The organism is Flavobacterium sp. KS-LB2 (assembly GCF_036895565.1).
GTDB lineage: Bacteria > Bacteroidota > Bacteroidia > Flavobacteriales > Flavobacteriaceae > Flavobacterium.
Genome location: NZ_CP145904.1, coordinates 2141452 through 2167408, shown reverse-complemented (window position 1 = coordinate 2167408; position 25957 = coordinate 2141452). Strand labels below are relative to the sequence as shown.

Here is a 25957-nt window from a genome sequence, read left to right as displayed (position 1 = left end):
ACCGCTTTTTTTATGAAGTTTAAATATGAAATTTAGATAGCATTTACAATAGCTACAAAATCATCTGCTTTTAGTGCAGCACCACCAATAAGGCCTCCGTCTACATCTGGTTTGGAGAAAATTTCTTTTGCATTTTCAGGTTTTACACTTCCTCCATAAAGGATAGATACGTTTTCTGCGATTTCACTTCCAAAAGCCTTACGAACTGTTTCTCTGATGAATTCATGCATTTCTTGTGCTTGTTCCGGAGAAGCTGTTTCTCCTGTTCCAATTGCCCAAACTGGCTCATAGGCCAAAACAATACTGTCCCAATCTTTTGATTCAATATGAAACAAACCATCTCGCAATTGGTTTTCTACCACATTAAAATGATTTTTTGATTGACGGTCTTTTAATTCTTCACCAAAGCAAAAAATAACCATCATATCATGCTCTAAAGCTGTATTAACTTTATTAGCAATTAAATCATCCGTTTCATTGAAAATAGCTCTACGTTCTGAATGTCCCAGAATTACAATATCTACACCAACACTTTTTAACATATCAGCTGAAATTTCACCAGTAAAAGCACCACTTTCTGCTTGATGTACGTTTTGTGCAGCAACATCAATATTTGTGAATTCTAAATGATCAACAGCAGAAGCCAAGTTTACAAATGTTGGAGCTACTATTACTTTTGCTTTTGTATCAGTTGGTATTTTTGCTATTAATTCATTCAATAAATCTTCAGTTTGCTCTGCATTTTTATGCATTTTCCAGTTTCCGGCAACAATCTTCTTTCTCATTTTAGTTGTATTATATTTAGTTTTTGGTTATTTTTATCAAAATTGTAATTGAATAGTACACGGTATTATTTTAAGTTTCTCAGTGTTTCATTGATTTTATCAAAGTCAGTTTCTATAGCGCGGTACAAAACAATTTTTCCATTTTTGTCAAGAATAATATATCTTGGAATCCAATCTACATCGACAGCTTTTGCAAAAACGCCTTTCATTTGGTCATTTGCCATGAAATGGCCTCCTTTTAAATCGTGTTTTTCAATTCCAGCTTTCCATTTATCAGCAGTTTTATCCATTGAAATGAATAAGTACGCAACATCAGGATTATTAGCTTGAAGTTCTTTTAGTTTAGGCATTGCTTTGACACAATCACCACACCAAGAAGCCCAAACTTCTATTACCAAGGTTTTTCCTTTGTATTTTTTTAAAATATCTTTAAAAGCGACTTGACTTCCATCGGTAGCTAAAAGAGTTTCAGATAAAGCTTTTTTGGAGAATTCAGTTTTTTGCGCATTTGAGGTACAGGAGAATGTTATAAACGCAATTAGTAATGCTAGTATTTTTTTCATTATTGGATTGTTTTTTAACAAAGTTAAACAAACAATTTGAATGCGTTATACAGAATAAGAAATTTTGAAAGCATTATTCGAAAATGATAAAACAATATCGTTATAGTATAAAAATAATGGAGTGATTTTGAATCACGGGATTATGTAATACCGTTTGTTTATCTTTTAAAAAACAAAGTCGTAAAGTTTCCTGTTTTGGACTTTACGACTTTGAATTTTATATTGAATTTATAGTTTTAAATCTTTGAGATCGTTGTGATGAACCTTTTGTCTGATGGTTCCTTTTTCAAGTATTACAATACTTGGATTGGCTCTTTCGATGGTTTTTACGGTTATGGCATCGCAAAAATAGAAGTCAAATGTTAAACCGAATTGTTTTTTTGCAGCAGCTATTTCTTCTGGTGAAGAAGCGGTCATTGCAACCACTTTATATCCTTTTGCTTTAGCATCCTGATTCAGTTTTTCCAATTTTTCCATTCCACTGTAATCGGCTTTTACTAAATCATAAGCGGTTATCATTATCAGTTTAGGTTCATTTAGAAACTCATCTTTGTAATCAGAACCGTCTTTCTCCATTGTGAAATCATGTATTGGCGGCACGTAACCTTCTGTGATAACTTTGTCTTTTCGGTCTACAAATACGGCACCTTCTGGAATTGACATTAAATCTTTTTCGGTAAATTCTTTATCGACACCACCCACTTTGTAAATAAAGACCATCTCAACCACTGATTTTTCGGCTCCATCAGGGATTCGCATTCCTTGTTGAATGTTGTTTCCTACTTTGTAAGGTCTGAAATCGATCAATGGCAAATGGTTTAAAACCCAAACACCCATCAATGAGGATAGAACGATACTGGCGTAAATAACTATGTTTTGTACGTTGTTACTAAACAACGGTTTTACTAAGTTTTGATTGAAAAATAATATCAGAATAAAGAAAAGTAAAACGATATCCTTAGTAAACGATTGCCAAGGAGTCAGTTTTAAAGCGTCTCCAAAACAACCACAGTCTTTTACCACATTAAAATAAGCGGAATAAAAAGTCAGGAAAGTAAACAATACAATCAGGATTAGTAAACTCCAAATAGTGAATTTGGTTTTGTAACCAATGAGCAACATAATACCCAAAACCACTTCCAAAATGACTAAAAATAAAGCGATTCCTAATGCAAACGGAACAAAAAACGGCATGTTGAAAACAGGTTCACTGAAATATTCAGCTAATTTATAGGAGAAACCAATAGGGTCATTCAGCTTGATTAATCCGGAGATAATGAATAGGATTCCAACGAAAATTCTAGAAAATTGAGTAGTTATATTTTTCATTTTTTTGCGATTGCTTTTTTATTATTTATTTCCAAAACCCATTAGAATCAGAGCAAAAACCGAGTAATTTATCATGTCCTGATAATTAGCATCGATTCCTTCAGAAACTAATGTTTTTCCTTTATTGTCTTCAATTTGTTTGACACGAAGTAGTTTTTGTAAAATCAAATCGGTTAGTGAACTCACACGCATTTCGCGCCAAGCTTCCCCATAATCATGATTTTTATCTTCCATTAAATCTTTGGTCAATTTAACTTTGGCATCGTATAATTCGGTTGCTTTTGCAACGTCTAAATCGGGTTGATCCACAACGCCTAGTTCCAACTGAATCAAAGCCATAATAGAATAATTGATAATTCCGATGAATTCGCCTGATTCATCTTCATCAATTTTGCGAACTTCATTTTCTTGTAGGCTTCTAATTCTTTGGGCTTTAATGTAGATTTGATCCGTCAATGAAGGCAATCTTAAAATGCGCCAAGCACAGCCATAATCTTTCATTTTGTTGATAAACAGTGCACGACAAGTCGCAATTACTGCATCATATTCTTTTGAAGTATTCTTCATTATTGGTGTATATTTGTATTCAAATTTTTTCAAAAATAAGATAATTTTTTTGAATGTAGAATTTTGAAGTCTTTAAAACTGTAAACGAATGACTATTAACTGCAAAGGAATACTTGTTGACTTATCTAGTCCCAAAGTAATGGGGATTTTGAATGTCACGCCTAACTCTTTTTTTGATGGTGGAAAGTATAAAAATGAAATTGAAATACTTGCTCAAGTCGAAAAAATGCTGCTAGATGGCGCTACTTTTATAGACATTGGTGCGTATTCCAGTAAACCAAATGCAGAATTTGTCTCGGTACAAGAAGAAGTTTCGAGAGTTGTTCCTGTTGTAAATTTGATTCTAAAACATTTTCCAGAAACGATAATTTCGATTGACACCTTTAGAAGTGAAGTAGCAAAAGCTTCGATTGAAAGTGGTGCGACCATTATCAATGATATTGCAGCCGGAAATTTGGATGATAGAATGTTTGAAATAATTGCAAAATATAATGTTGCTTACATCATGATGCACATGCGTGGCAATCCGCAAACCATGCAAACGCTCACAGATTACGATGATATTATAAAAGAAATGTTGTTCTATTTTTCGGAGAAAGTGGCTGAAGCAAGACGTTTTGGAATCAATGATTTAATCATCGATCCAGGCTTTGGCTTTGCCAAAACAACTGCTCAAAATTACGAAATTTTTCAAAAAATGGAATTGTTTAACATGTTGGAGTTACCACTCCTTGTTGGGATTTCCAGAAAATCAATGATTTATAAAACACTTGGGACAACAATAGAAAATGCGTTAAACGGAACTACGGTTTTGAATACTTTGGCATTGACAAAAGGAGCAAAAATCCTTCGTGTTCACGATGTAAAAGAAGCTATGGAATGCATTACATTATTCAATAAAATCAATTTACAAAGATGAAATATTTTACGCTGATTGTTCTTTTTGCTCTGTTTTCTTGTGCAAACAAGGAAGATATTTTACTGCCAAAAGCCAATACCACAATTGTCAAAAATGTAGATGATCTTTCTCCAATCTATATTTTTTTTAGAACAAAAGGAAAAGATACCCTAGCAGAAGTAAACAGGAAAAACAGTATTATTTCAACCAATTGGATTCTAAATGTAGACAAACGTTTGCCGTTGCGACTTGCCATTCCGGAAATCATCAAGTTGCAGGAGAAAAAGCGTACTGAGAAAGCACACAAGAACGAAAAGGCCGAAAATTATTATTCGTACGCCGATACGATTGGAAAAAACTTAGCCTTTATTCCTTTTACTAACGTGTATTACAAATTGGAAAAACCAAAGTCAGGAGGTGCGATCTTTTTTACCAAAAACAATGAAGTTTTAGTGGATGGTATTGTGGTAAAACAAGAAGAGTTGCAAACCTATTTGAATAAATCATTAAATAATAAATCCATCCAATACATTTTTTGCTTTGACAAAAACTTGAATTTTGGAAGTTACATTCAAAACAAAATTTTCATTAATAGTTTAAAACTGCCATCATCAGAATTTAATATAAAACAGGAAGAATTTATTTACTAAACTTCAAACAAAGAAAACTGTAAACAAAATATTTACTGATGATGATAGGGTTCGTTTCTTAAAATCGTAAAGCCGCGATACAATTGTTCGATAAAAAATAACCGAACCATTTGGTGGGAGAACGTCATTAAAGACAGCGATATTTTTCCTTGCGCTTTGGCATAAACGGTATCTGAAAATCCATAAGGACCGCCAATAACGAAAACTAATGTCTTTACTCCTGAGTTCATTTTCTTTTGTAATTCTTCTGAAAAACCTACACTGGAAAAGTTTTTTCCGTTTTCGTCCAACAAAATTAGTTGGTCCGTAGGTGTAATTTTCGCCAAAATCAATTCGCCTTCTTTTTCTTTCTGTTGACTTTCGGATAAGTTTTTTACGTTCTTGATATCAGGAATAATATCCAAATCAAATTTAATGTAAAAAGATAAACGTTTGGTATAATCGTCTATTAAAGATTGTAAGGCTTTGTTATCGGTTTTGCCAATAGCAATTAATTTGATGTTCATTTTTGTTGGATTTCAGAGGAGCAAAGATAAAAAAAATCAGTGTTTTTTAATCAACATCTAATTATTGAATCTGTAAAACTGTTTTTATTTCACCTCAATAGTATCAATTAACAATTGAAACTGTTCGCCTTTTTTATTTCCAATCAAGAATGTAATTTCTTCTAAATTAGAACCGTCATAATTAGGCAGATTTAATTTTTGTCCTCTAAAAGCGGGATATAATTCGTTGATAGGAATTTCAATGTTTTGCCAATCGGTATTTGTTTGGAATGGAAACACATACGAATGAGAATCTGTGCGATGGGTTTTTACTCTAAATTGATATTGTTTACCGTCACCTTTAAGCCGAATGCAAAAATGTGTAGTGCTTTTTAAAATTAATGGCTCAAAAGTATATTTTACAGCGCAAAATCCGCCATTATTTTCTAAAGAAACGTTACCTTCAAAGGTCCCATTTCCATCCAGATTAAGATAGAATTTACTTTCTGATTGTCCTCCCATGACCGCATCATTTACAATTCTCCAATTGGTCAGATCGCTTTTTAAATTAAAATCAAAAATTAGGAAGGGTTGCATTAATTGCTCGTTTAAATAAATTTTAAATTATGATTTTGGTAATGGCGAACCTACAGCAATATCACATCGATGATTCGCTTGTCCATGTGGCGGATTCATTCCTTCTGGTGTAGGCATAGCGGCAGCTGGTGTTGTAGTTGTGGCAGTAGCTGAAGGAACTGATTGAGCTTGTTGCTGAACTACAGGTTTGCTTGCGGTTGAAGCTGGAGCTGGAGGAGAATTTAATGGTGCTCCAACAGGAATATCACAACGGTGAGATGGCTGACCGTGCGCGGGATTCATTCCTGCAGCTACAGAACCGGCAGAGGCAACTGTATTATTTGGATTTACAGTATTTGTAGTTGGTTGAACCTGAGTTGCTGTTGAAGCTTCATTTTTCATTTGTTTACCAACTTCAGTAAATGGAACTACAACTGTTGGAGATGTATTATTTTGTGCTTCAACTTCTTTTTTGCAAGAAGTTAATAGTATTGATGATACAAATACAAGGCTTAAAAAAGATTTCATAATCAGTTTTTTAGTTATTAGCTCAAATATAATATTTTAAATAATACAGTACGGCATAAACTAATTGATTTTATCGAATGAAATTTACAAATAAGATCAAACTAATACTAAAATGGAATGGTGGTTTTTTCTTAATTAAGTAAATGAGATTGTGTTAAAGGTCATTGATTTGTCTCTTTTTTTTAAGAACCAAGCGTACCTATTTTTAAATCCACAAAATAAATGGTATTTTAGCATTCCATAAATTTTTTAAAAAATGATTAGCGATATACAGTTTAAAAACGAGTTAAATATACTAATACAAAATGCCATTCGAGAAGATGTAGGACCAGGTGATTACAGTTCATTGGCATGTATTCCAGTCACTGCAATTGGAAAAGCAAAGTTGCTTGTAAAAGAAGATGGTATAATTGCTGGTGTGGCTTTCGCCAAAATGATTTTTGAATATGTAGATCCTAATTTGCAAATAGAAACTTTTATTGAGGACGGAACAGCAGTAAAAAAGGGCGATATTGTTTTTCATGTTTCCGGAAGTTCACAGTCTATTTTGAAATCGGAACGTGTAGTTTTGAATTCAATGCAAAGAATGTCTGCAATTGCTACAAAAACCAAAGAATACGTTCGTTTATTAGAAGGAACAAAAACTAAAATACTCGATACCCGCAAAACTACACCGGGATTTAGAGCTTGTGAGAAATGGGCAGTAAAAATTGGCGGAGGCGAAAACCATCGTTTTGCTTTGTATGACATGATTATGCTAAAAGATAATCATAATGATTTTGCTGGTGGAATTACTTTGGCGATAGCCAAAACTAAAGCCTTTTTAGCAGCAAATAATTTGGATTTAAAAATCATTGTCGAAGCCAGAAATTTAGGTGAAATTAAAGAAATTCTGCAGAGTGAAGGTGTTTTTAGAATTTTAATTGATAATTTTAATTACGAAGACACTAAAAAAGCGATCGCTTTGATTGGTGATAAATGCCAAACAGAATCTTCTGGGAATATTAATGAAAATACGATTCATCATTACGCAGAATGTGGAGTAGATTATATTTCATCAGGTGCATTGACACATTCTATTTATAACATGGATTTGAGCTTAAAAGCGATATGAGTAAAGAAATAGAAGTTAAATTACAAAGAATTCCTATAGTACGAAATCTCGTTAATCTACTAAAAAGAATCGAGCTTCCTTGGCTTCAGGGATTGTCGTTATATGATTTATTGGAGTTATACGGATTAGGAATTGTTGAAAGTGCTTTAACGTACCATGCTAGTGCAATTGCATTTAGTTTTTTTATGGCATTATTTCCTTTTGCTTTATTTATTCTAAATCTCATACCATATATTCCTATTGAAGGTTTTCAGGAAGATTTTTTATTGTTTGTAAAAGAAGGAGTGCCACCTAATACTTATGACGCTATTTATAAAATAATCACTGATATACTTAATAATAGCCATTCAGGATTAGTTTCGTATGGGTTTTTATTGTCCATTTTATTAATGGCAAATGGTTTAAATGGGATCCTTGGAGGATTTGAATCTTCTAGGCATGTTCTTATCAAAAGAGGGTTCATTAGGCAATATGTAGTAGCTTTGGGAATGTCTTTATTGCTATCTTTTTTATTGATTGTGACCGTAGCAACGATAGTTGTTTTTGAAGTTGTTATTCAAAAAACAATATTGAGTGATCAAATAGCGTTGATAGTTTTAGGAAGATATGCATTTGTAATTTTAATGATTTTAGGGACTACATCTATACTTTTCAAGTTTGGTACAAAACACGATAAAAATAGAGCATTTATATCCATAGGTTCTGTGTTTACTACTATATTGATACTTCTGGATTCCTATGCTTTTGGAATCTGGGTCATACGGTTTTCTAAATACAATGAATTATATGGGTCTATAGGTACATTATTGATCTTGATGTTTTACATTTGGATTAACTGCATGATATTGTTGTTAGGTTTCGAATTGAACGCAACAGTAAATAAATTAAAAGCAAAAAAAGAATAAATTATTTAAATCAAAATTGGGAGCTATTTCCTGTTCCAGAAGTCTAGTCATCTGATAGTCTTTTTTCTTGCTAAAAGGATAATAAAAAAAAGATTTTTCCCAGCAATCTTGATTAATAGAGTTTAAAAAAAAGTATAACAATGAAAAAAAAGATAACAATACTCGCATTATTTATTTCTATGGTTTTCTATGGTCAAAATCATACTGTAATAGGGAAATGGAAGACTATTGATGACGAAACTGGGAAAGCAAAATCCATTGTAGAAATCTACGAGCGTTCTGGGAAAATTTATGGGAAGGTAATTGATATATTTGATGTAGAAAAGAAAAAAAACTTGTGTGTAAATTGTCCCGGTGACGAAAAAAATAAACCCGTTTTAGGTTTAGTGGTTATCAAAGGACTTGTAAAAGATGGTAATGAATACAACTCAGGGAAAATTCTTGACCCAATTTCAGGAAAATTATACAAATGCTTTTTAGCTCTCGAAGGAAATGATAAACTAAAAGTACGTGGATATATCGGCGTAGCTTTATTTGGAAGAACACAAACCTGGAACAGAGTAAAATAATTATAAATTGGGAGTTATGAGTTCTTAATAAAGAATCAGCATAACTATAAATTCACAACTCAATAATTACATATAAATGCATTTCGTCGAAGTAATTTTACCACTTTCCTTAGCCAAAACTTTTACCTATAGTGTCTCTGAAGCGGAGTTTCATTATATAAAAATTGGAATGCGAGTTGCGGTTCCTTTTGGGAAAAGTAAAATTTACACGGCATTAGTAATTGAAATTCATCAAAACAAACCCACTTTATACGAAGCAAAGGAAATTCATCAAATTATGGATGAAAAATCCATTGTAACTGAAATTCAAATAGCACATTGGCAATGGATTGCATCCTATTATATGTGTTCTATTGGTGATGTATATCGTGGCGCGATGCCAACTGCACTTTTGCTGGAAAGCGAAACTGTAATTTCTCAAAAAACGGATTTGGTTGTAGATACAAGCTTACTTTCAGATGATGAGTTTTTAGTTTACGAAGCCTTGCAACAGCAAAGTTCATTAAAAGTGCAGGATATAATGGCTATTTTAAATAAGAAGAATATTTTTCCTGTTATTCAAAAATTAGTAGATAAAAATATATTAGTATTACAAGAAGAAATACAGGAAGCCTATAAACCTAAGCTGGTTCGCTGCGTTCGTTTACATAAAAGATATGAATCAAACGAAGGATTAAGCGAGTTATTAGAAACGCTTAAGAGTGCCAATAAACAGAAAGAAATTGTTTTAAATTATTTTCAATTGAGCGCTACTGAGAAAAAGCCAATTACAGTAAAAAAACTGGTAGAAGCGGCTAATTCTTCTTCGGCAATTGTTAAGACATTGCTTGAAAAAGGGATATTTGAAGATTATTTTCTTCAGGAAGATCGAGTAAATTTTACAGGAAAAATCCGTGAAGATCAATTGCGATTGAGTTTAGATCAGCAAAAAGCTTTTAACGAAATCAAGGAGAGTTTAACTCAAAAAGAAGTGTGTTTGTTGCATGGTGTTACTTCGAGTGGAAAAACAGAAATTTATATTAAGCTTATTGAAGATTATCTAGAAACAGGAAAACAAATCTTGTATTTGTTGCCTGAAATTGCCTTGACTACTCAATTAGTTGGTCGTTTGCGAACTTATTTTGGTAACAAAGTAGCAGTTTTTCATTCGAAATACAATAATAACGAACGTGTTGAAGTTTGGAATCAGGTTTTGGTAAATTCAGAGAAAGCACAGGTTGTAATAGGAGCGAGGTCATCGTTGTTTTTGCCTTTTTACGATCTCGGATTCATAATAGTTGATGAAGAACACGAGTCTACTTTTAAACAATTAGATCCAGCACCGCGATACCACGCGCGAGACGCGGCCATAGTTTTGGCTCATTCTCATAAAGCAAAAGTACTTTTGGGTTCGGCTACTCCAAGTATTGAAACGTATTTTAATGCTCAATCGAAAAAATTTGGGCTAGTCGAAATTTCGAAGCGATTTGGGAATGTAATGATGCCAAATATTGAGTTGGTGGATTTAAAAGATAAATACTTTCGTAAAAAAATGACTGGGCATTTTAGTGATGTTTTAATTGAAGCAATAAATATCGCTTTGTCATTAGGGGAACAAGTTATTTTGTTTCAAAACAGACGGGGATATTCGCCTGTAATAGAGTGTATGACTTGTGGTCATGTACCCCAATGTCAGCAGTGTGATGTGAGTTTAACCTATCACAAACATAAAAATCAGTTGCGTTGTCATTATTGTGGATATACGATGGCAAAGCCTACACATTGTCATTCGTGTTCCAGTGTCGATTTGACTACTAAAGGTTTTGGAACGGAACAAATCGAACAAGAATTAATGTCTATTTTTCCAAATTCAAAAATTGGTAGAATGGATCAGGATACCACCAGAGGAAAATTTGGATTCGAAAAGATTATCGATAGTTTCAAAAATAGAGAAATGGATATTTTAGTTGGAACACAAATGCTGGCCAAAGGATTGGACTTTGATAATGTGAGTTTAGTGGGAATTATGAATGCTGATACTATGTTGTATCATCCTGATTTTAGGGCTTTCGAGAGAAGTTTTCAAATGATGACTCAAGTTGCAGGAAGAGCTGGGCGTTCTGAAAAACAAGGAAAAGTTGTTATACAGACCTATAATCCCAATCATAATACAATACAGCAAGTTACTAATAATGATTATTTGGGTATGTATAAAGAACAATTGTATGACCGCCAGATATATAAATACCCGCCGTATTTCAGAATTATAAAGCTTACTTTGAAACAGCGTGATTTTGATAAATTAAAAGAAGGTTCGATGTGGTTGTATCAAGTGATGAGTCAGAATCTGAATATGCCGGTGCTGGGACCCGAAGAACCTGCAATCAGCAGAATTAGGAATGAATATATACGTACAATTATAATTAAAATCCCTCAAAGTGTATCAATTGCAAACACAAAAAAAACTATCCAAAAAATATTGAATAGTTTTGAAGCTGTTGCTCAATATAGAGCAATAAAAGTTACATCAAACGTCGATTTTTATTAAATTCCGTTGCCTATGAAAAGGCAAGTGCTTTAACTAAATCTTCTTTTTTGTGTCGGCTCAAAGGAATTTTTGTCACTCCAATTTCGGCAAACTTACTGTTGAAACGTTCGACTTTATCAATGTTGATAATGTAGGATTTGTGTACGCGTACAAATTTTTCTTTTGACAGGTCATTTTCAAAAGATTTCATAGTTGAAAGTACAAGATTACTATCTTCTTCTGTAACTACTCTAACATAATCACCAAAGGCTTCAATCCATTTTATTTTAGAAGTGAATATTTTCAATTTTTTTAAATTACTTTTAATGAAAATATGTTCTCCTTCTTCTTCTTTGTTTTCTTTTTTAAGTAGGTGTAAATCAATAGCTCTTTTAACCGAAGCGTTGAATCTATCGATTGCAATTGGTTTTTGAAGATAGTCTGTAGCATCATAATCAAAAGCTTTCATAGCGTACTCAGCTTTTGAGGTTATGAAAATAATTTGAGGTTTTACTTTTAATCCATCCAAAAAATCAAAGCCGCTGATTACTGGCATTTCGATATCCAAGAAGATAAGATCTACATTGTGTATCGACATACAACTTCGAGCTTCGATTGCATTAGAAAAATCACCGATTAAGTGTAAATTTTGATGATTATTAACTAACTTTGCGATAATCATCCTCTGAATAGAACTATCATCTACTACAACACAGTTTAGTTTCATAATTTAGTATTTTAGATTTGGCAAAGTAAATATATTACTTTTTTATTTAAAAACAACTGGTTGAGCGGATTTTTTTGCCTTACGTCGAATAAAATCAAATATAGCTTGCTTAATCAGATTAATTGATTACTTTTGCACCCAAAATAACAAATAAATATATATTTATGAATCATTATGAAACTGTTTTCATTTTAAATCCCGTTTTATCTGAAGTTCAGGTAAAGGAAACAGTAAGCAAATTTGAAGATTTTCTTACTAGTAGAGGAGCAGAAATGGTATCTAAAGAAGACTGGGGTCTTAAAAAGATGGCTTACGAAATCCAAAACAAAAAATCTGGTTTTTACCACTTGTTCGAATTTAAAGTATCAGGAGAAGTTCTTATTGCTTTTGAAACTGAATTTAGACGTGACGAAAGAGTAATGCGTTTCTTGACTGTAAGTCTTGATAAACATGCTATTTCTTGGGCTGAAAGAAGAAGAACTAAATTAAAATCTACAAAAGCTTAATTATCATGGCAACATTACAACAATCGGCTTCAGGAAAAAAAGACGGAGATATCAGATATCTTACGCCTTTGAACATAGAAACTAACAAACAGAAGAAATACTGTCGTTTCAAAAAATCAGGTATCAAATATATTGACTATAAAGATGCTGATTTCTTGTTGAAATTCGTTAATGAGCAAGGAAAAATACTTCCTCGTCGTTTAACTGGTACTTCATTGAAATACCAAAGAAAAGTGTCAGTAGCTGTGAAAAGAGCACGTCACTTAGCTTTAATGCCGTATGTGGCAGATTTACTAAAATAATATTTAACTCAGTTGTTGGTTTTCTGAAATATGAAACCTAACTTCTATAATAAAGGACAACAACATGGAACTTATTTTAAGACAAGACGTTCAAAACTTAGGATTTAAAGATGATATCGTTAACGTGAAAAACGGTTACGGTCGTAATTTTTTAATTCCTCAAGGTCACGCTCATTTAGCAACTTCTTCTGCAAAGAAAGTATTAGCTGAAAACCTAAAACAAAGAGCACACAAAGAAGCTAAAGTTGTAGCGGATGCAAAAGCATTAGCTGAAGCTTTGAAAGCTATCGAAATTAAAATCTTTGCTAAAGCAGGTGGTGAAAAATTATTCGGTTCAATCACGAATATTGATATTGCTGAATCTTTGGCTAAAGGTGGTCAACAAATCGAAAGAAAATTCATTACAAGCGGAATTGTTAAGCGTACTGGTAAATATACTGCTAGTGTTCGTTTACACAGAGATGTTATCGTTGAATTAGATTACGAAATTGTTGCAGAAAAATAACATTTGGTTAAAATTATGTTAATAAAATATAAAAATCACTCTTTGGAGTGATTTTTTTTTGTCTAATTTTGAACCTTAAACAACACATACTTAAAAAATGAAAAAAATCATTACAGTACTACTTATTTTTTGTAGTTTTTACTCTGTCATTGGGCAGACAACTACTTCAAGTATTAAAGGGATTGTGAAAAGTGTAACAGGCGAAACGCTTCCTGGTGCTACAATTCAAGCAATTCATACTCCAACAGGTTCTAAGTATTCAGCTCTTTCTAATGAGGATGGAAGGTTCAATATGCTAAACATGCGTATTGGTGGGCCATACAAAGTGACGGTATCTTTTGTTGGATATGAGTCCTTTGAAACTAATGAAGTTTATCTTGAGTTAGGAAAAGCACTTATTCTTGATGCTTCATTGAGTGATCAAAGCCAAGAGCTAACTGAAGTAAAAGTTACGGGTTCAAAAAATAAAGTTTTTGGTAGCGGCAGAACGGGAGCAGAAACGACAATTGGTCGAAAAGAATTAACGGCCTTACCAACAATTTCTAGATCTGCAGATGACTTTACTCGTTTAGAGCCTTCTGCTAGTGGTGGTTCTTTTGGTGGTCGAAACGATCAATATAATAGCTACTCTTTAAATGGTGCAGTTTTTAATAATCCATTCGGATTAGATGCAGCAACTCCAGGTGGTCAAACGGGTTCTCAGCCAATTTCATTAGATGCTATTGAGCAAATTCAAGTGGCAACGGCACCTTATGATGTAACATTGTCAGGTTTTACAGGAGCTTCAGTTAATGCAGTTACGAAATCTGGAACAAATGAATTTCATGGTACAGCGTATGCTTTTTTTAGAAACCAAGATTTGACAGGTGGTAAAATTAATGGTGAAAAAATATTTGTTCCTTCTTTAGAACAAACACAAGCGGGATTTAGTATTGGAGGACCAATTGTTAAAGACAAGTTGTTCTTTTTTGCCAATTATGAAATAGACAAGAGAAGTGATCTAGGTTCTAATTTTGTTGCTAATAATGGTGATGGCGTTACCGGTGTTAATGAATCCAGAGTTTTAGAGACTGATTTAATTGCAGTTTCTTCTGCTTTAAGTAATCTAGGATATAATACTGGAGCTTACCAAGGTTTTAAGCACAACTCTGATTCTAACAAAGGAATTATTAAGTTGGATTGGAATATTAATGACAACAACAAATTAGCTGTAATTTATAACTTTTTGGATGCATCCAAAGATAAGCCTGCACATCCATCTGCTTTAGGTTTTAGAGGACCAGATGCAAATACATTGCAATTTGAAAAGTCAGGATATCAGATTAATAATAAATTAGATTCATTTTTAGTTGAATTAAACTCAAAAGTAAGCGAAACGGTTTCGAATAAATTGCAAGCTGGTTACACTCATTTTAATGATTTTAGAAATCCGTTCTCGACTCCAGCTCCGGTAATCAATATTCAAAGTAATGGTTCTAATTACATAATTGCAGGACATGAGCCGTTTTCTATAAATAATACCTTAGATCAAAAAGTATTGCAAATTACTAATAACTTAAGTTATACAGTAGGTAAGCATGCTTTTACTTTTGGTGTTTCTTTTGAAAAATATAAATTTGAAAACTCCTTTAATTTAGCTGGGTATGATAATTTTGGTAACCCTAACGGTTACGCAGGTACGTTCTTCTCACCATATTTTAGTGTTCAAGACTTTTTAATTGACGCAGCTAAACCTTTTGCTACAAGTATTATTGCTCAAAATTTAAAATATGCTCAAGATACATTTGATGCAAAAAATTCATTTGGTGTAGGAAAAGATAATGGATGGAAATTAGCGGAATTAAATGTGGGTCAAGTTGCTCTATACGCTCAAGATGATTGGAATATTACCGAGAATTTTAAATTAGCTTTAGGGCTAAGAATAGATAAGCCTTTGTATTTTGATACTTCTGATTTAATTCAAAAATATATTGATACTCAAAATGGATCTACTAGAAACAACAATGTCTTGTATTTTAATCCAAAAACTGGAGCTAACGAACAATTAATTTCTACAACATTACCTACTGATAAATTATTGTGGTCTCCACGATTAGGATTTAATTGGGATGTGTCAGGAGATAAAACTACACAAGTTCGTGGAGGTTCAGGGATATTTACTGGAAAACTTCCTTTTGTATGGTTAGGAAATCAAGTGAGTGGTGCTGATGATGGTTTTTTTCAAATTATGGATAAAAATTTCAAATGGCCACAAGTGTGGAGATCAAGTTTAGGATTGGATCACCGTTTTAAAAATAATTATATTGGAACGTTTGATATAGCGTACAATAAAGATATCAATGGTGTGCATGTTCAAAACTGGGGATTGAGAACTCCATCAGGTACTTTGGCTGGAACTGATGATAGAGCTATTTATAATGCGGCTGATAAAGGAGCAAACAATGCTTACGTAATGACAAATTCTAACAAAGGATATGTTTTAAATACATCTGTTAAGCTTCAAAAAACTTTTGATAATGGCTTGTATGGTAGTGTAGCTTATAATTACTTAGTTGCTAAAGATGTGAATTCTATTGAAGCTGAAATTACGGGTGATGCTTTTGCTTTTAACCCAGCTTTAGGGAATGTAAATAATGCTGTTCTATCTAATTCTAAATATGGAGATACGCATCGTTTTATTGGTGTTGCTTCTAAGAAATGGAAATATGGAGCTAATGATAAATGGGCTACAACAGTATCTACTTTCTTTGAGTATGCTCAAGGAGGTCGTTTTAATTACATCTATGGAGGTGATATTAACAATGATGGCTCAGGAACTAATGATTTGATTTATGTTCCTACTACAGCAGAAATTAATACAATGGCTTTTACTGGAGTTGGTCAAGGAGCTGCTTTTGATGCTTTTATTAGTCAAGATAAATATTTGAGTGAAAGAAGAGGACAATATGCAGAGCGTTATGGTGCTTTGGCTCCATGGAGAGGAAAATGGGATATGAAATTAATTCAAGATTATAATTTTAAACCATCTTCTAGTTCAAATAAAACAAACACAATCCAGTTTAGTGTGGATGTATTAAACGTTGGAAACTTATTGAATTCTGATTGGGGATTAGTTCAGGTACCTACAAGCATTCAACCAATTGGTGTATCTGTAGATCAAACTACAAAAGTACCAACTTATACTTTTAATGGAACTCAGACAAAAACGTTTAATTACGATGCAAGTTTGTTGTCAAGATGGCAAGCACAATTTGGAATTAGATATATTTTCTAAAAAAAAGATTAAAATATAGTAAATTTGCCCTCTCGATTGAGAGGGCTTTTTTTTGATTCTAACTTTCAAGAATAAGTGAATACTAAAATAAATATTAAAATAGAATAATGAAATACTCAAGATTAACAAAAGAACAGTTTGAGGAATTGAATCAGGAATTCAGTACTTTTTTAGCAACTCAAGCGATTGATAAAGCAGAGTGGGATAAAATAAAATCCGAGAAACCAGAAGTTGCAGAACAAGAATTAGACGTTTTTTCTGATTTAATTTGGGAAGGTGTTCTTTCTAAAGCAACGTATTTAGAGCATTTTTCTAAAAATCATATTTTCCTTTTTCATTGTTTTGATACCTATGTACAATCTATTGTTCTGAAATCATTGGTTCCTGAAGTGGATTTTTTAACTAAAGATGGATTGCAATGGCTTAGCGATAATATGTTTACGGATACTATTGAAATGAAAGTAGGAAAAAAAGAGTTTACAGAGGAGCGTAATGCTTCTATTTTTGAATTAATACAACAAGGTTCGTTTTTGAGCGATGGCCTTTTATACCAGCAAATAAATACAATTATAGCATCGTAATTGTATTGCTATTTATTTTTAATTGGTTATTTTAGTGCCTTATTTTAAGCACAAAATAGCCAATTTTTATTTTCTATGGATATTCAAAATACGATTCAAAAATTAAGGGAAGAACTAAATTTACACAATTATAATTACTATGTGTTAGATAAACCTATAATTTCTGATTATGAATTTGATTTAAAATTAAAGCAACTTCAAGACCTTGAAAGTCAATATCCAGAATACTTTGACGAAAACTCTCCTACACAAAGAGTTGGTGGGGCAATTACTAAAAATTTTCAAACGATTGCTCACGAACACCGAATGTATTCTCTTGATAATTCATATTCTAAGGAAGAACTTATCGATTGGGAAAAACGCATTCAAAAAGTTCTAGGCGATGTGCCTTTAGAATATACTTGTGAACTTAAATATGACGGGGCGTCAATTAGTATTACTTATGAGAAAGGAAAACTAAAACGTGCTGTTACTCGTGGGGACGGATTTCAAGGTGATGATGTGACGAACAATATTAAAACCATAAAATCTATTCCATTACAATTAAAAGGAAATTTTCCTGATAAATTTGATGTTCGTGGTGAGATTATTTTGCCTTTTGCAGGTTTCGAAAAAATGAATCAAGATTTGATTGAAATAGGAGAATTACCGTATTCAAACCCTAGAAATACAGCTTCTGGAAGTTTGAAATTACAGGATAGTGCCGAAGTAGCAAAAAGACCTTTAGATTGTTTGTTGTATTTTTTAATTGGAAATAATCTTCCTTTTAAGTCACAATTTGAAGGTTTGGAAACGGCAAGAAATTGGGGATTTAAGGCTCCAAAAGAAGCAAAACTAGCTCGAAATTTAAATGAGGTTTTTGAGTTTATTGCCTATTGGGATATTCACAGACATAACCTTCCGTATGAAACAGATGGTGTGGTAGTGAAAGTAAATTCCTTTGATTATCAAGACGAATTAGGTTTTACTGCGAAATCACCGCGTTGGGCAATAGCGTATAAATTTAAATCAGAGCAAGTTGCTACACGATTAAATTCTATATCGTACCAAGTAGGACGAACAGGTTCTATAACTCCTGTGGCCAACTTAGAACCAGTGCAATTAGCGGGAACTATTGTGAAACGTGCTTCTTTACATAATGCAGATCAAATTGAGAAATTGGATATTCGTGTAGGAGATACTGTTTTTGTAGAAAAAGGAGGCGAGATAATCCCTAAGATTATTGCTGTTGATTTGAGTAAGCGTCCAGAAAATACAGAACCTACAAAATACATCACACAGTGTCCTGAATGCAATACAGCTTTGGTTAGAACAGAAGGTGAAGCCAATCACTATTGTCCTAATTTTTATGGTTGTCCACCGCAGATTATTGGGAGGATTCAGCATTATATTTCTCGAAAAGCGATGGATATTGAAGGTTTGGGAGGCGAAACTGTTGCTTTGCTTTTCAATAATGGATTGGTTCATAATTATGCCGATTTATATGAACTGACTGTAGATCAAATTCTTCCTTTGGAACGAATGGCTCAAAAATCTGCTGAAAACTTGGTGAAAGGTGTTGAGAATTCAAAAAACATTCCTTTTGAGCGCGTTTTGTTCGCTATTGGAATTAGATTTGTCGGTGAAACGGTTGCTAAAAAATTAGCCAAACATTATAAAAATATTGATGCATTGAGTCAGGCGACAGTAATGGATTTGATTTTGGTGGACGAAATTGGAGAGCGAATTGCGCAAAGTGTTATTGACTTTTTTGAAAATCAAGAAAATAGACTTATAATTGAAAGATTAAAAAGGTTTGGTATTCAGTTTGAAATTGTTGAAAAGATAAATCCAAACGCTACGGATAAACTTTCTGGAAAAATATTTGTTGTTTCAGGAGTCTTTGAGAAATTTTCCAGAGATGATTTAAAAAAGGCAATCGAAGATAATGGTGGTAAAGTGGGAAGCTCTATTTCGGCAAAAACGGATTATGTTGTTGCTGGAGATAATATGGGACCTGCAAAATTAGATAAAGCAAGCAAGTTGAACATACCAATAATCTCTGAAGATGATTTTATGAATCTAATTAATAACGCTAATGCAGCTACCGACTAAAAAGTATAATTTTTTACAAGAAAATGCAATCCTTGGTTTGCTCTTTTCTTTTTCAATTATTGAAGTTCTAGCAGAATTATTTTCATTCAAAGTAATTCTGTTTGCATTTAGGCCTTTGGTTGCCATACTGCTAATCTATCTTTATTGGGTCACTTCTAAGGAAAGAAATGTGCTTTTTTATATGACCGTATTTTTTTTACTCCTTACCAGTATTTTCATTCTTTTTGAATCAATACTTTTTTTGATTTTGGGCTTAATTGGTATTTTTACGCATCGAATCTTACTTATATTTTATATTATAAAGTTGAATAAGATTAAGGATTTTGTACCAATACTAATAGCAATTATTCCTTTTGTTTTTATTTTTTCCTATTTGCTTTCTATTTCGGATGAAATTCCAAAAGGCAGTTATTATCCTTTGGTAGCTCAAAACATTTTAGTGTCGATTCTTGCCGGTGTTATTTTGTCTAATTATTTCATGAACGACAGTAATAATTCTCCCTGGCTGGCTATTTTTGGATTATTATCTACAGCGCTCTATTTTACAGTTTTTATTGAAAAATGCTTTTTGTCTAATCTGCCACCCACATATTTCAGACCACTGGCAATGATTTTGTATGTCACAAGCTATTATTCCTTTTATAGATTTGTGATTGATGCAGAAACGATAAATGCAAAAAAAGAATCGATTACTGTTATACAATAATCGATTTTCCTTCAAATGCTTTAGCTTTATCGTTATCCAGATAAAAATCAATTCGCCCTAGATTTATACCATAACAACCCACTTGATTTACCAGTACTTCTTTACCTGCAAGGTTTTTTATAACGGTAGGTTTGTCTAGAAAAGTATGGGTATGTCCGCCAATAATCAAGTCTATGTCTTGCGTTAGTTCAGCTAATTTTAAATCACATATTTTAGAAGGTTCATCTCTGTATTTGTAACCTAAATGCGACAAGCAAATCACTAAATCACATTTTTGTTCTTTCTTTAAAATCCGAACCATATCTTGTGCCGTTTCAACAGGATTGTTGTAAACGGTTTCTTTGTACATTCCTTTATCAACTAATCCTTCAAGCTCTATTCCAAGCCCAAAAACACCTACTTTAATACCGTTTTTGTTGAATATTTTATACGGTTTTACAAAGCCATCCATCACGGTGTTTTTAAAATCGTAGTTAGCTGATATAAAATCAAACTTGGCATGTGGCATTTGGGCGTGCAAACCTTCTACTCCGTTATCGAAATCGTGATTTCCTATCGTAGAAGCATCATATTGCATCATGCTCATCAATTTGAATTCTAATTCTCCGCCGTAATAATTAAAATAAGGTGTGCCCTGAAAAATATCCCCAGCATCAAGCAATAACACATTTGGATTCTCTTTCCTGATTGTTTCAATCAACGCTGCTCTTCGGGCTACGCCTCCCATATTTGCATTTCTGGGATGATCCGCTGGAAATGGATCAATATAACTGTGTACATCATTCGTATGTAAAATAGTCAAATGTCTTTTTTGTGAAGATTCAAAACTACTCAATGATAAACCTAAACTTAGTAAAGCTGAACTGGCAGCTGTTTTTTCTATAAATTCTCTTCTTTTCATTTTTTATTTTTTTGGAGCTATTTCCCGCTTTACGTTACAATCTTTTTATTCGCCGAAAAGGCGAAAAAAAAGGATTTTCACATCAATCGGGGCTAGGGCTATGTGTTTTCTAAAACTATTTTGGTATCTAAATTGGAGTTGCTTATTCAACAGTAATTCTAGTATCATTTATTACAGGAATAGTATCAACTGCTTTAAAATAATCAATAAGAATATTTCGTAACTTGTACTCTAAATCATATTTTTGAATGCCTTTTTTAAAGAAATTCATATTGTCACCACCATTAGATAAATAATCATTGGTTCCGACATAATAAATGGTCTCTTTTTCAACAGGTTTTCCTTGAACTAATATGTTTTTAGGAATATTGTTTTTTCCAATAGTAAATGTTAATCCAGCTAAAGGGTGTGGTTTTTTTTCGGCGATAAAATAATCAACCATTTCAAGAATTTGTTCTCCTTTTAACGCAATCACAACCAAACTATTTTCAAAAGGCATAATTTCAAATGCGGTTCTCGCAGTTACATTTCCTTTTGGAAGTATAGCACGAATTCCTCCGCTATTGAGCAAGCAGATATCTATATTCTTTTTTTCTTTGGCTTGAAATACAATGTTTCCTCTCATTACGGTAACATCAGCCATCAAATTCCCAATTGTAGTTTGCCATTTGCCTGTACTTTTGTCTAATGTTTCTGGGCAATAAGCAAGAACGCTGTCGAGATCTTTATTGATGTGTTCTCGAAAGGGTTTGATGAAATTTTCAATTTCAGGCACTTGGATTTCCTTTTCGGTGATTGGAATTCGTTTGCCTTCTATCTTAGTAACGTAGTAATTTTGTTTGCTGCAAGAGGCAACAAAAAAAAATGTTAAGAATATAACAAAAAGTTTAGAAACGTCGTTATACTTTTTTAGATTTACCATTTTAAATGCGACTTAATTAATTAATTTTGTAATCAAGTAAAAGTAATATGTTTTTGAATTATATAAAGGATTTTTTTGTAAAAAAAACATTAAAAAAAAGCTTTCAAAATTTAAAAAATATTGAGTCAGTTACTGTCGTAAAAACAATTGGTATCGTGGTTGATGCCAAGCGTTTTGAAGAGACTGAATTGTTGATTAAAGAGGTAATAGCCATTGGAATAGCTCCAGAAAATATAACAACAATTGTTTATAGAGATCAAGTAAATAAAATAGTAGCAAAAGCATATCCTGTATTTAATTCAGGCCAACTAAATTGGAATGGAGAAATTTCTTCAGTTGAAGTAAATGATTTTATCAATCAAAATTTTGATTTATTAATCAGTTATTACGACGTAGAAAAAGCCATTTTATTAAAAATTACTCATAGTTCAAAAGCGCAATTTAAAGTGGGTTTTTCATCAATAGATAAAAGCTTAAATCATTTTATGATAAAAACAGATGTTGAAAACTATGCGCTTTTTGTAAGTGAGCTATTCAAATATTTAAAAATATTAAACAAAATATAAATCTAATTATGCAATCATTAATAGGTACTGGTGTTGCTCTTGTAACCCCGTTTAAAGAAGATTTTTCAATTGACACAGAAGCATTAACAAGAATTGTAAATTTTTCAATCGATGGAGGAATTGAATATCTTGTTGTTTTGGGTACAACTGCGGAAAATGCTACTTTGTCTCAAGACGAAAAAGAATTAGTTATTAGTACCGTAATCGAAGCTAATAATGGTGCTCTACCATTAGTACTGGGAGTAGGAGGAAACAATACTTTAAAAGTTGTTGAAGAATTAAAAACAAGAGATTTGTCTCCATTTGCAGCGATATTGTCGGTTTCACCATATTATAACAAACCCACTCAAGAAGGGATTTACCAGCATTTTAAAGCAGTTGCTGAAGCGTCTCCAATTCCAGTTATTTTATATAATGTACCAGGAAGAACAGCTAGTAATATGTTGCCTTCAACAGTGATACGTTTGGCTAATGATTTTAAAAATATTGTAGCAATAAAAGAAGCTGCAGGTGATATAGTTCAAGCGATGCAATTGTTGAAAAACAAACCAAAAGATTTTTTGGTAATTTCAGGTGATGATATGATTGCTTTGCCAATGGTTTTAGCTGGAGGTGCAGGCGTTATCTCAGTAATTGGGCAAGGTTTTCCTAAAGAATTTTCTGAAATGATTCGATTAGGATTGAATCGTAAAGTAGATGAAGCATTCAAATCTCAATACCTTTTAGCAGATTGTATCGATATGATTTTTGAACAAGGAAATCCTGCAGGAATCAAACAAGTGTTTCTATCACTGGGAATCTCTGAAAACACAGTGCGTTTGCCACTCGTAAAAGTAGATGATTCACTAGCAGAAAGAATTGATCAATTTGTCAAAAAAGTGAATAAACAAGGGTAAAAAAAGAGTCTTTTTTTAAACAAAAAATATATTTTGAAGTCGCTAAATTAATAACTAAATTTGCCACCGAAACTTCGGTATGATTTTATGGGTTGTTTCTGCCAAGAAATCATAAAAAAAGTAAAAAAATGAAAAAAATAATATCTCTATTGCTTCTTGTAGCTCTATTCAGTTCTTGTAACGAATACCAAAAAGCATTAAAATCCGAAGATGTCGCTGTTAAATTCGAAATGGCAACTAAATTATATGAAGCTGAGAAGTATTCTAAAGCGATTCGAATTTTTGAACAAATTGCTCCAGCTTACAGAGGGAAGCCTCAAGCGGAAAAATTATTTTACATGTTTTCTCAGTCGTATTACAAAACAAAACAATATTATTTAGCCGGTTATCAATTTGAGAGTTTTGTTTCAGGATATCCAAAAAGTGAAAAATTAGAAGAAGCTGCTTATTTAGGTGCAAAAAGCTATTCTATGTTGTCTCCAATTTACAGTTTAGATCAAACAGATACAAATAAGGCCTTAGATAAATTACAAGCATTTATTGATAATTATCCAAATTCACAGTACCAAGCAGAAGCAAATGCATCTGTTAAGGTATTGAGTGAAAAAATTGAGAAAAAAGTATTTGAAAATGCTAAAGGGTACAATACAATTTCTGATTACAAATCGGCGATTGTGGCTTTAGATAACTTTGTTGCTGATTATCCTGGAACACCGTTCAAAGAAGATGCTTTGTATTACAAGTTAGATTCAGCTTATCAGTTGGCTATAAATAGTGTTCCTTCAAAAATGGAAGAGCGATTAAATGTTGCAAAAACAGCACAATTGAATTTGATTAAATTTAAAGCAGATACTAAATACAAACAAGTAGCGAACGAAATGTTAGCTAGAATAGATAAAGATTTACAAAAATTTACTAAATAAATAAAGTCATGGATTTAAAAAAGACGAATGCTCCAGTAAATACAATAACATACAACAAAACTGTTATTGAAGAACCTACTGGTAATGTGTATGAAGCGATAACCATTATGGCTAAAAGAGCAAACCAAATCAATTCTGAAATTAAAAAAGAATTGACTGAGAAGTTGGAAGAATTTGCTACATATAATGACAGTCTTGAAGAAGTTTTTGAAAACAAAGAGCAAATAGAGGTTTCAAAATTTTACGAAAAACTACCTAAGCCACATGCTTTAGCAGTTCAAGAATGGTTAGATGGTAAAATCTACCACAGAGATTCAAATAAATAACAGTACTATGTCAGTTTTAAGCGGTAAGAAAATTCTACTTGGAGTTTCTGGTGGAATTGCAGCCTATAAAACAGCCACATTAGTACGACTTTTCATAAAAGCAGGTGCACATGTCCAAGTGATAATGACACCTGCTTCTAAGGATTTTGTAACTCCTCTTACGTTATCTACATTATCTAAAAATCCGGTTCATTCTAGTTTTTATAATCAAGATGATGAGAATGAAAAATGGAACAATCATGTTGAATTAGCCCTTTGGGCTGATTTGATGGTAATTGCTCCAGCAACTGCAAATACATTGTCTAAAATGACAAATGGTACTTGTGACAATCTTTTGATTGCAGCATATTTATCAGCAAAATGCCCAGTATATTTTGCTCCTGCAATGGATTTAGACATGTACAAACATCCTTCTACTATTACTAATTTCTCTTCTCTGACTCAGTTTGGGAATACAATAATTCCTGCAGAAAGCGGTGAATTAGCAAGCGGATTATCCGGTGAAGGAAGAATGGCAGAACCTGAAAACATTGTAGCTTTTATTGAAGCAGATTTAAATAGTAAATTACCTCTAAAGGGAAAAAAAATATTAATTACTGCTGGTCCCACATACGAAGCAATAGATCCTGTGCGTTTTATAGGAAATCATTCTTCTGGTAAAATGGGTTTTGATATCGCAATTAGCGCTGCAAATTTAGGCGCTTCAGTGATTTTAGTTTCGGGACCTACAAATTGTAAAGTTTCGAATCCATTGATAAACGTTATTGATGTTGTATCTGCAGCAGAAATGTATGTGGCTTGTCATCAGTTTTATGCTGATGTGGATGTTGCGATTGCAGCAGCAGCTGTGGCAGATTATAAACCCAAGAATGTTGCACAACAAAAAATAAAAAAAGCTGCGGATAATTTTACAATAGAGCTAGAAAAAACGCAGGATATTTTAGCGTCTTTAGGGGAACAAAAGAAAAATCAGTTTTTGATTGGTTTTGCTTTAGAAACTGAAAATGAAATTGAAAATGCTACCTTGAAAATTAAGAAAAAAAACTTAGATTTGATTGTTTTAAATTCGCTTCAAGATAGCGGTGCTGGTTTTGGTAAATCAACAAATAAAGTTACCTTTATAGATAAGTATTTCAATGTAGAACCAATGGAATTGAAATCAAAAGAAGCAGTTGCAGATGACATTCTGCACAAAGTAAAAGTACATTTTATGAAATAAGCGTAACGGATTTGTAATACAAATGCAATGTTTC

28 protein-coding genes are annotated in these 25957 nt (G+C 32.6%); 18 read left to right on the top strand and 10 right to left on the bottom strand.

The genetic code is table 11. The annotated features are described in order from the left end of the window. Nucleotides 1–32: 32 nt before the first annotated feature. The 4 genes from tpiA to V5J73_RS09230 all read right to left on the bottom strand — a co-directional run bounded on the left by tpiA (nucleotide 33) and on the right by V5J73_RS09230 (nucleotide 3244). Nucleotides 33–785, bottom strand: coding sequence for a triose-phosphate isomerase (gene tpiA / locus V5J73_RS09245; RefSeq protein WP_338645242.1), 753 nt, complete (start codon nucleotides 783–785; stop codon nucleotides 33–35). A gap of 65 nt (nucleotides 786–850) precedes the next feature. Further along, on the bottom strand, nucleotides 851–1348 hold the full coding sequence (locus V5J73_RS09240; RefSeq protein WP_338645240.1) for a TlpA family protein disulfide reductase: 498 nt from the start codon (nucleotides 1346–1348) through the stop codon (nucleotides 851–853). Between the two features lie 228 nt (nucleotides 1349–1576). Continuing rightward, nucleotides 1577–2677 (bottom strand): BT_3928 family protein, encoded by a 1101-nt coding sequence (locus V5J73_RS09235; protein ID WP_338645237.1) that lies wholly within the window; start codon nucleotides 2675–2677, stop codon nucleotides 1577–1579. 21 nt (nucleotides 2678–2698) lie between these two features. Then, nucleotides 2699–3244 carry a DUF1599 domain-containing protein gene (locus V5J73_RS09230; RefSeq protein WP_338645235.1) on the bottom strand — a complete coding sequence of 182 codons (546 nt, stop codon included), beginning with the start codon at nucleotides 3242–3244 and terminating at the stop codon, nucleotides 2699–2701. Between the two features lie 88 nt (nucleotides 3245–3332). Here V5J73_RS09230 and folP point away from each other — a divergent pair, with 88 nt between their 5' ends. After that, nucleotides 3333–4163, top strand: coding sequence for a dihydropteroate synthase (gene folP, locus V5J73_RS09225; RefSeq protein WP_338645233.1), 831 nt, complete (start codon nucleotides 3333–3335; stop codon nucleotides 4161–4163). After that, entirely contained in the window at nucleotides 4160–4792 is a 633-nt protein-coding gene (locus V5J73_RS09220; protein ID WP_338645232.1) for a hypothetical protein, read from the top strand. Before folP ends, V5J73_RS09220 begins: the two co-directional genes overlap by 4 nt. Nucleotides 4793–4824: 32 nt before the next feature. Here the strand turns inward: V5J73_RS09220 and rlmH are convergent, their stop codons facing one another. The 3 genes from rlmH to V5J73_RS09205 form a co-directional block, all read right to left on the bottom strand. After that, the gene (gene rlmH, locus V5J73_RS09215) at nucleotides 4825–5298 is read right to left on the bottom strand and encodes a 23S rRNA (pseudouridine(1915)-N(3))-methyltransferase RlmH (protein ID WP_114753979.1); all 474 of its coding nucleotides are present in this window, start codon (nucleotides 5296–5298) and stop codon (nucleotides 4825–4827) included. Between the two features lie 84 nt (nucleotides 5299–5382). Continuing rightward, nucleotides 5383–5874 carry a CIA30 family protein gene (locus tag V5J73_RS09210; protein ID WP_338645231.1) on the bottom strand — a complete coding sequence of 164 codons (492 nt, stop codon included), beginning with the start codon at nucleotides 5872–5874 and terminating at the stop codon, nucleotides 5383–5385. A gap of 27 nt (nucleotides 5875–5901) precedes the next feature. Beyond that, on the bottom strand, nucleotides 5902–6381 hold the full coding sequence (locus V5J73_RS09205) for a hypothetical protein (RefSeq protein ID WP_338645230.1): 480 nt from the start codon (nucleotides 6379–6381) through the stop codon (nucleotides 5902–5904). A 256-nt stretch (nucleotides 6382–6637) separates the two neighbouring features. Here V5J73_RS09205 and nadC point away from each other — a divergent pair, with 256 nt between their 5' ends. The 4 genes from nadC (at nucleotide 6638) to priA (ending at nucleotide 11496) form a co-directional block, all read left to right on the top strand. Further along, nucleotides 6638–7495 carry a carboxylating nicotinate-nucleotide diphosphorylase gene (gene nadC / locus V5J73_RS09200; RefSeq protein ID WP_338645228.1) on the top strand — a complete coding sequence of 286 codons (858 nt, stop codon included), beginning with the start codon at nucleotides 6638–6640 and terminating at the stop codon, nucleotides 7493–7495. Next, on the top strand, nucleotides 7492–8400 hold the full coding sequence (locus V5J73_RS09195; protein ID WP_338645226.1) for a YihY/virulence factor BrkB family protein: 909 nt from the start codon (nucleotides 7492–7494) through the stop codon (nucleotides 8398–8400). Before nadC ends, V5J73_RS09195 begins: the two co-directional genes overlap by 4 nt. Before the next feature lie 140 nt (nucleotides 8401–8540). After that, the gene (locus V5J73_RS09190) at nucleotides 8541–8969 is read left to right on the top strand and encodes a DUF2147 domain-containing protein (RefSeq protein WP_338645224.1); all 429 of its coding nucleotides are present in this window, start codon (nucleotides 8541–8543) and stop codon (nucleotides 8967–8969) included. A gap of 76 nt (nucleotides 8970–9045) precedes the next feature. Further along, on the top strand, nucleotides 9046–11496 hold the full coding sequence (priA, locus tag V5J73_RS09185; protein WP_338645222.1) for a replication restart helicase PriA: 2451 nt from the start codon (nucleotides 9046–9048) through the stop codon (nucleotides 11494–11496). A 10-nt stretch (nucleotides 11497–11506) separates the two neighbouring features. On the opposite strand, the gene V5J73_RS09180 is transcribed toward priA, so the two are convergent. After that, on the bottom strand, nucleotides 11507–12202 hold the full coding sequence (locus V5J73_RS09180; protein WP_099715088.1) for a LytR/AlgR family response regulator transcription factor: 696 nt from the start codon (nucleotides 12200–12202) through the stop codon (nucleotides 11507–11509). Between the two features lie 164 nt (nucleotides 12203–12366). Here V5J73_RS09180 and rpsF point away from each other — a divergent pair, with 164 nt between their 5' ends. The 7 genes from rpsF to V5J73_RS09145 all read left to right on the top strand — a co-directional run bounded on the left by rpsF (nucleotide 12367) and on the right by V5J73_RS09145 (nucleotide 20170). After that, nucleotides 12367–12708: a 30S ribosomal protein S6 gene (gene rpsF, locus V5J73_RS09175; protein ID WP_338645220.1), complete on the top strand. Its 342-nt coding sequence runs from the start codon at nucleotides 12367–12369 to the stop codon at nucleotides 12706–12708. 5 nt (nucleotides 12709–12713) lie between these two features. Next, complete coding sequence (gene rpsR, locus V5J73_RS09170; protein WP_066077030.1) at nucleotides 12714–13010, top strand: 30S ribosomal protein S18; 297 nt, start codon at nucleotides 12714–12716, stop codon at nucleotides 13008–13010. 64 nt (nucleotides 13011–13074) lie between these two features. After that, the gene (gene rplI / locus V5J73_RS09165) at nucleotides 13075–13515 is read left to right on the top strand and encodes a 50S ribosomal protein L9 (RefSeq protein ID WP_114753986.1); all 441 of its coding nucleotides are present in this window, start codon (nucleotides 13075–13077) and stop codon (nucleotides 13513–13515) included. Nucleotides 13516–13612: 97 nt separating this feature from the next. Continuing rightward, on the top strand, nucleotides 13613–16789 hold the full coding sequence (locus V5J73_RS09160; RefSeq protein ID WP_338645218.1) for a TonB-dependent receptor: 3177 nt from the start codon (nucleotides 13613–13615) through the stop codon (nucleotides 16787–16789). Nucleotides 16790–16896: 107 nt separating this feature from the next. Further along, complete coding sequence (locus V5J73_RS09155) at nucleotides 16897–17370, top strand: DUF6495 family protein (RefSeq protein WP_338645217.1); 474 nt, start codon at nucleotides 16897–16899, stop codon at nucleotides 17368–17370. Nucleotides 17371–17445: 75 nt separating this feature from the next. Beyond that, nucleotides 17446–19464: an NAD-dependent DNA ligase LigA gene (ligA, locus tag V5J73_RS09150; protein WP_338645215.1), complete on the top strand. Its 2019-nt coding sequence runs from the start codon at nucleotides 17446–17448 to the stop codon at nucleotides 19462–19464. Continuing rightward, nucleotides 19448–20170, top strand: a complete 723-nt coding sequence (locus tag V5J73_RS09145) for a hypothetical protein (RefSeq protein ID WP_338645213.1) — start codon at nucleotides 19448–19450, stop codon at nucleotides 20168–20170. The genes ligA and V5J73_RS09145 overlap by 17 nt, the downstream gene beginning before the upstream one ends. Here V5J73_RS09145 and V5J73_RS09140 read toward each other — a convergent pair. Together V5J73_RS09140 and V5J73_RS09135 are read right to left on the bottom strand one after the other, a co-directional pair. Then, nucleotides 20160–21071, bottom strand: a complete 912-nt coding sequence (locus tag V5J73_RS09140; protein ID WP_338645211.1) for a bifunctional metallophosphatase/5'-nucleotidase — start codon at nucleotides 21069–21071, stop codon at nucleotides 20160–20162. The genes V5J73_RS09145 and V5J73_RS09140 overlap by 11 nt on opposite strands. A 142-nt stretch (nucleotides 21072–21213) precedes the next feature. Then, nucleotides 21214–21993 carry a 5'-nucleotidase gene (locus V5J73_RS09135; protein ID WP_338645209.1) on the bottom strand — a complete coding sequence of 260 codons (780 nt, stop codon included), beginning with the start codon at nucleotides 21991–21993 and terminating at the stop codon, nucleotides 21214–21216. Between the two features lie 47 nt (nucleotides 21994–22040). Between V5J73_RS09135 and V5J73_RS09130 the strand changes: the two genes are divergently transcribed. From V5J73_RS09130 to coaBC, 5 genes are all read left to right on the top strand, one after another. Beyond that, nucleotides 22041–22559 (top strand): DUF6913 domain-containing protein, encoded by a 519-nt coding sequence (locus V5J73_RS09130; RefSeq protein WP_338645207.1) that lies wholly within the window; start codon nucleotides 22041–22043, stop codon nucleotides 22557–22559. Nucleotides 22560–22567: 8 nt separating this feature from the next. Continuing rightward, nucleotides 22568–23455, top strand: a complete 888-nt coding sequence (dapA, locus tag V5J73_RS09125; protein WP_338645205.1) for a 4-hydroxy-tetrahydrodipicolinate synthase — start codon at nucleotides 22568–22570, stop codon at nucleotides 23453–23455. 128 nt (nucleotides 23456–23583) lie between these two features. Continuing rightward, nucleotides 23584–24378: an outer membrane protein assembly factor BamD gene (locus V5J73_RS09120; protein ID WP_338645203.1), complete on the top strand. Its 795-nt coding sequence runs from the start codon at nucleotides 23584–23586 to the stop codon at nucleotides 24376–24378. An 8-nt stretch (nucleotides 24379–24386) separates the two neighbouring features. Beyond that, nucleotides 24387–24704, top strand: coding sequence for a DNA-directed RNA polymerase subunit omega (locus tag V5J73_RS09115; protein WP_026709525.1), 318 nt, complete (start codon nucleotides 24387–24389; stop codon nucleotides 24702–24704). A gap of 7 nt (nucleotides 24705–24711) precedes the next feature. Then, the gene (coaBC, locus tag V5J73_RS09110; protein WP_338645201.1) at nucleotides 24712–25923 is read left to right on the top strand and encodes a bifunctional phosphopantothenoylcysteine decarboxylase/phosphopantothenate--cysteine ligase CoaBC; all 1212 of its coding nucleotides are present in this window, start codon (nucleotides 24712–24714) and stop codon (nucleotides 25921–25923) included. Nucleotides 25924–25957: the final 34 nt, after the last annotated feature.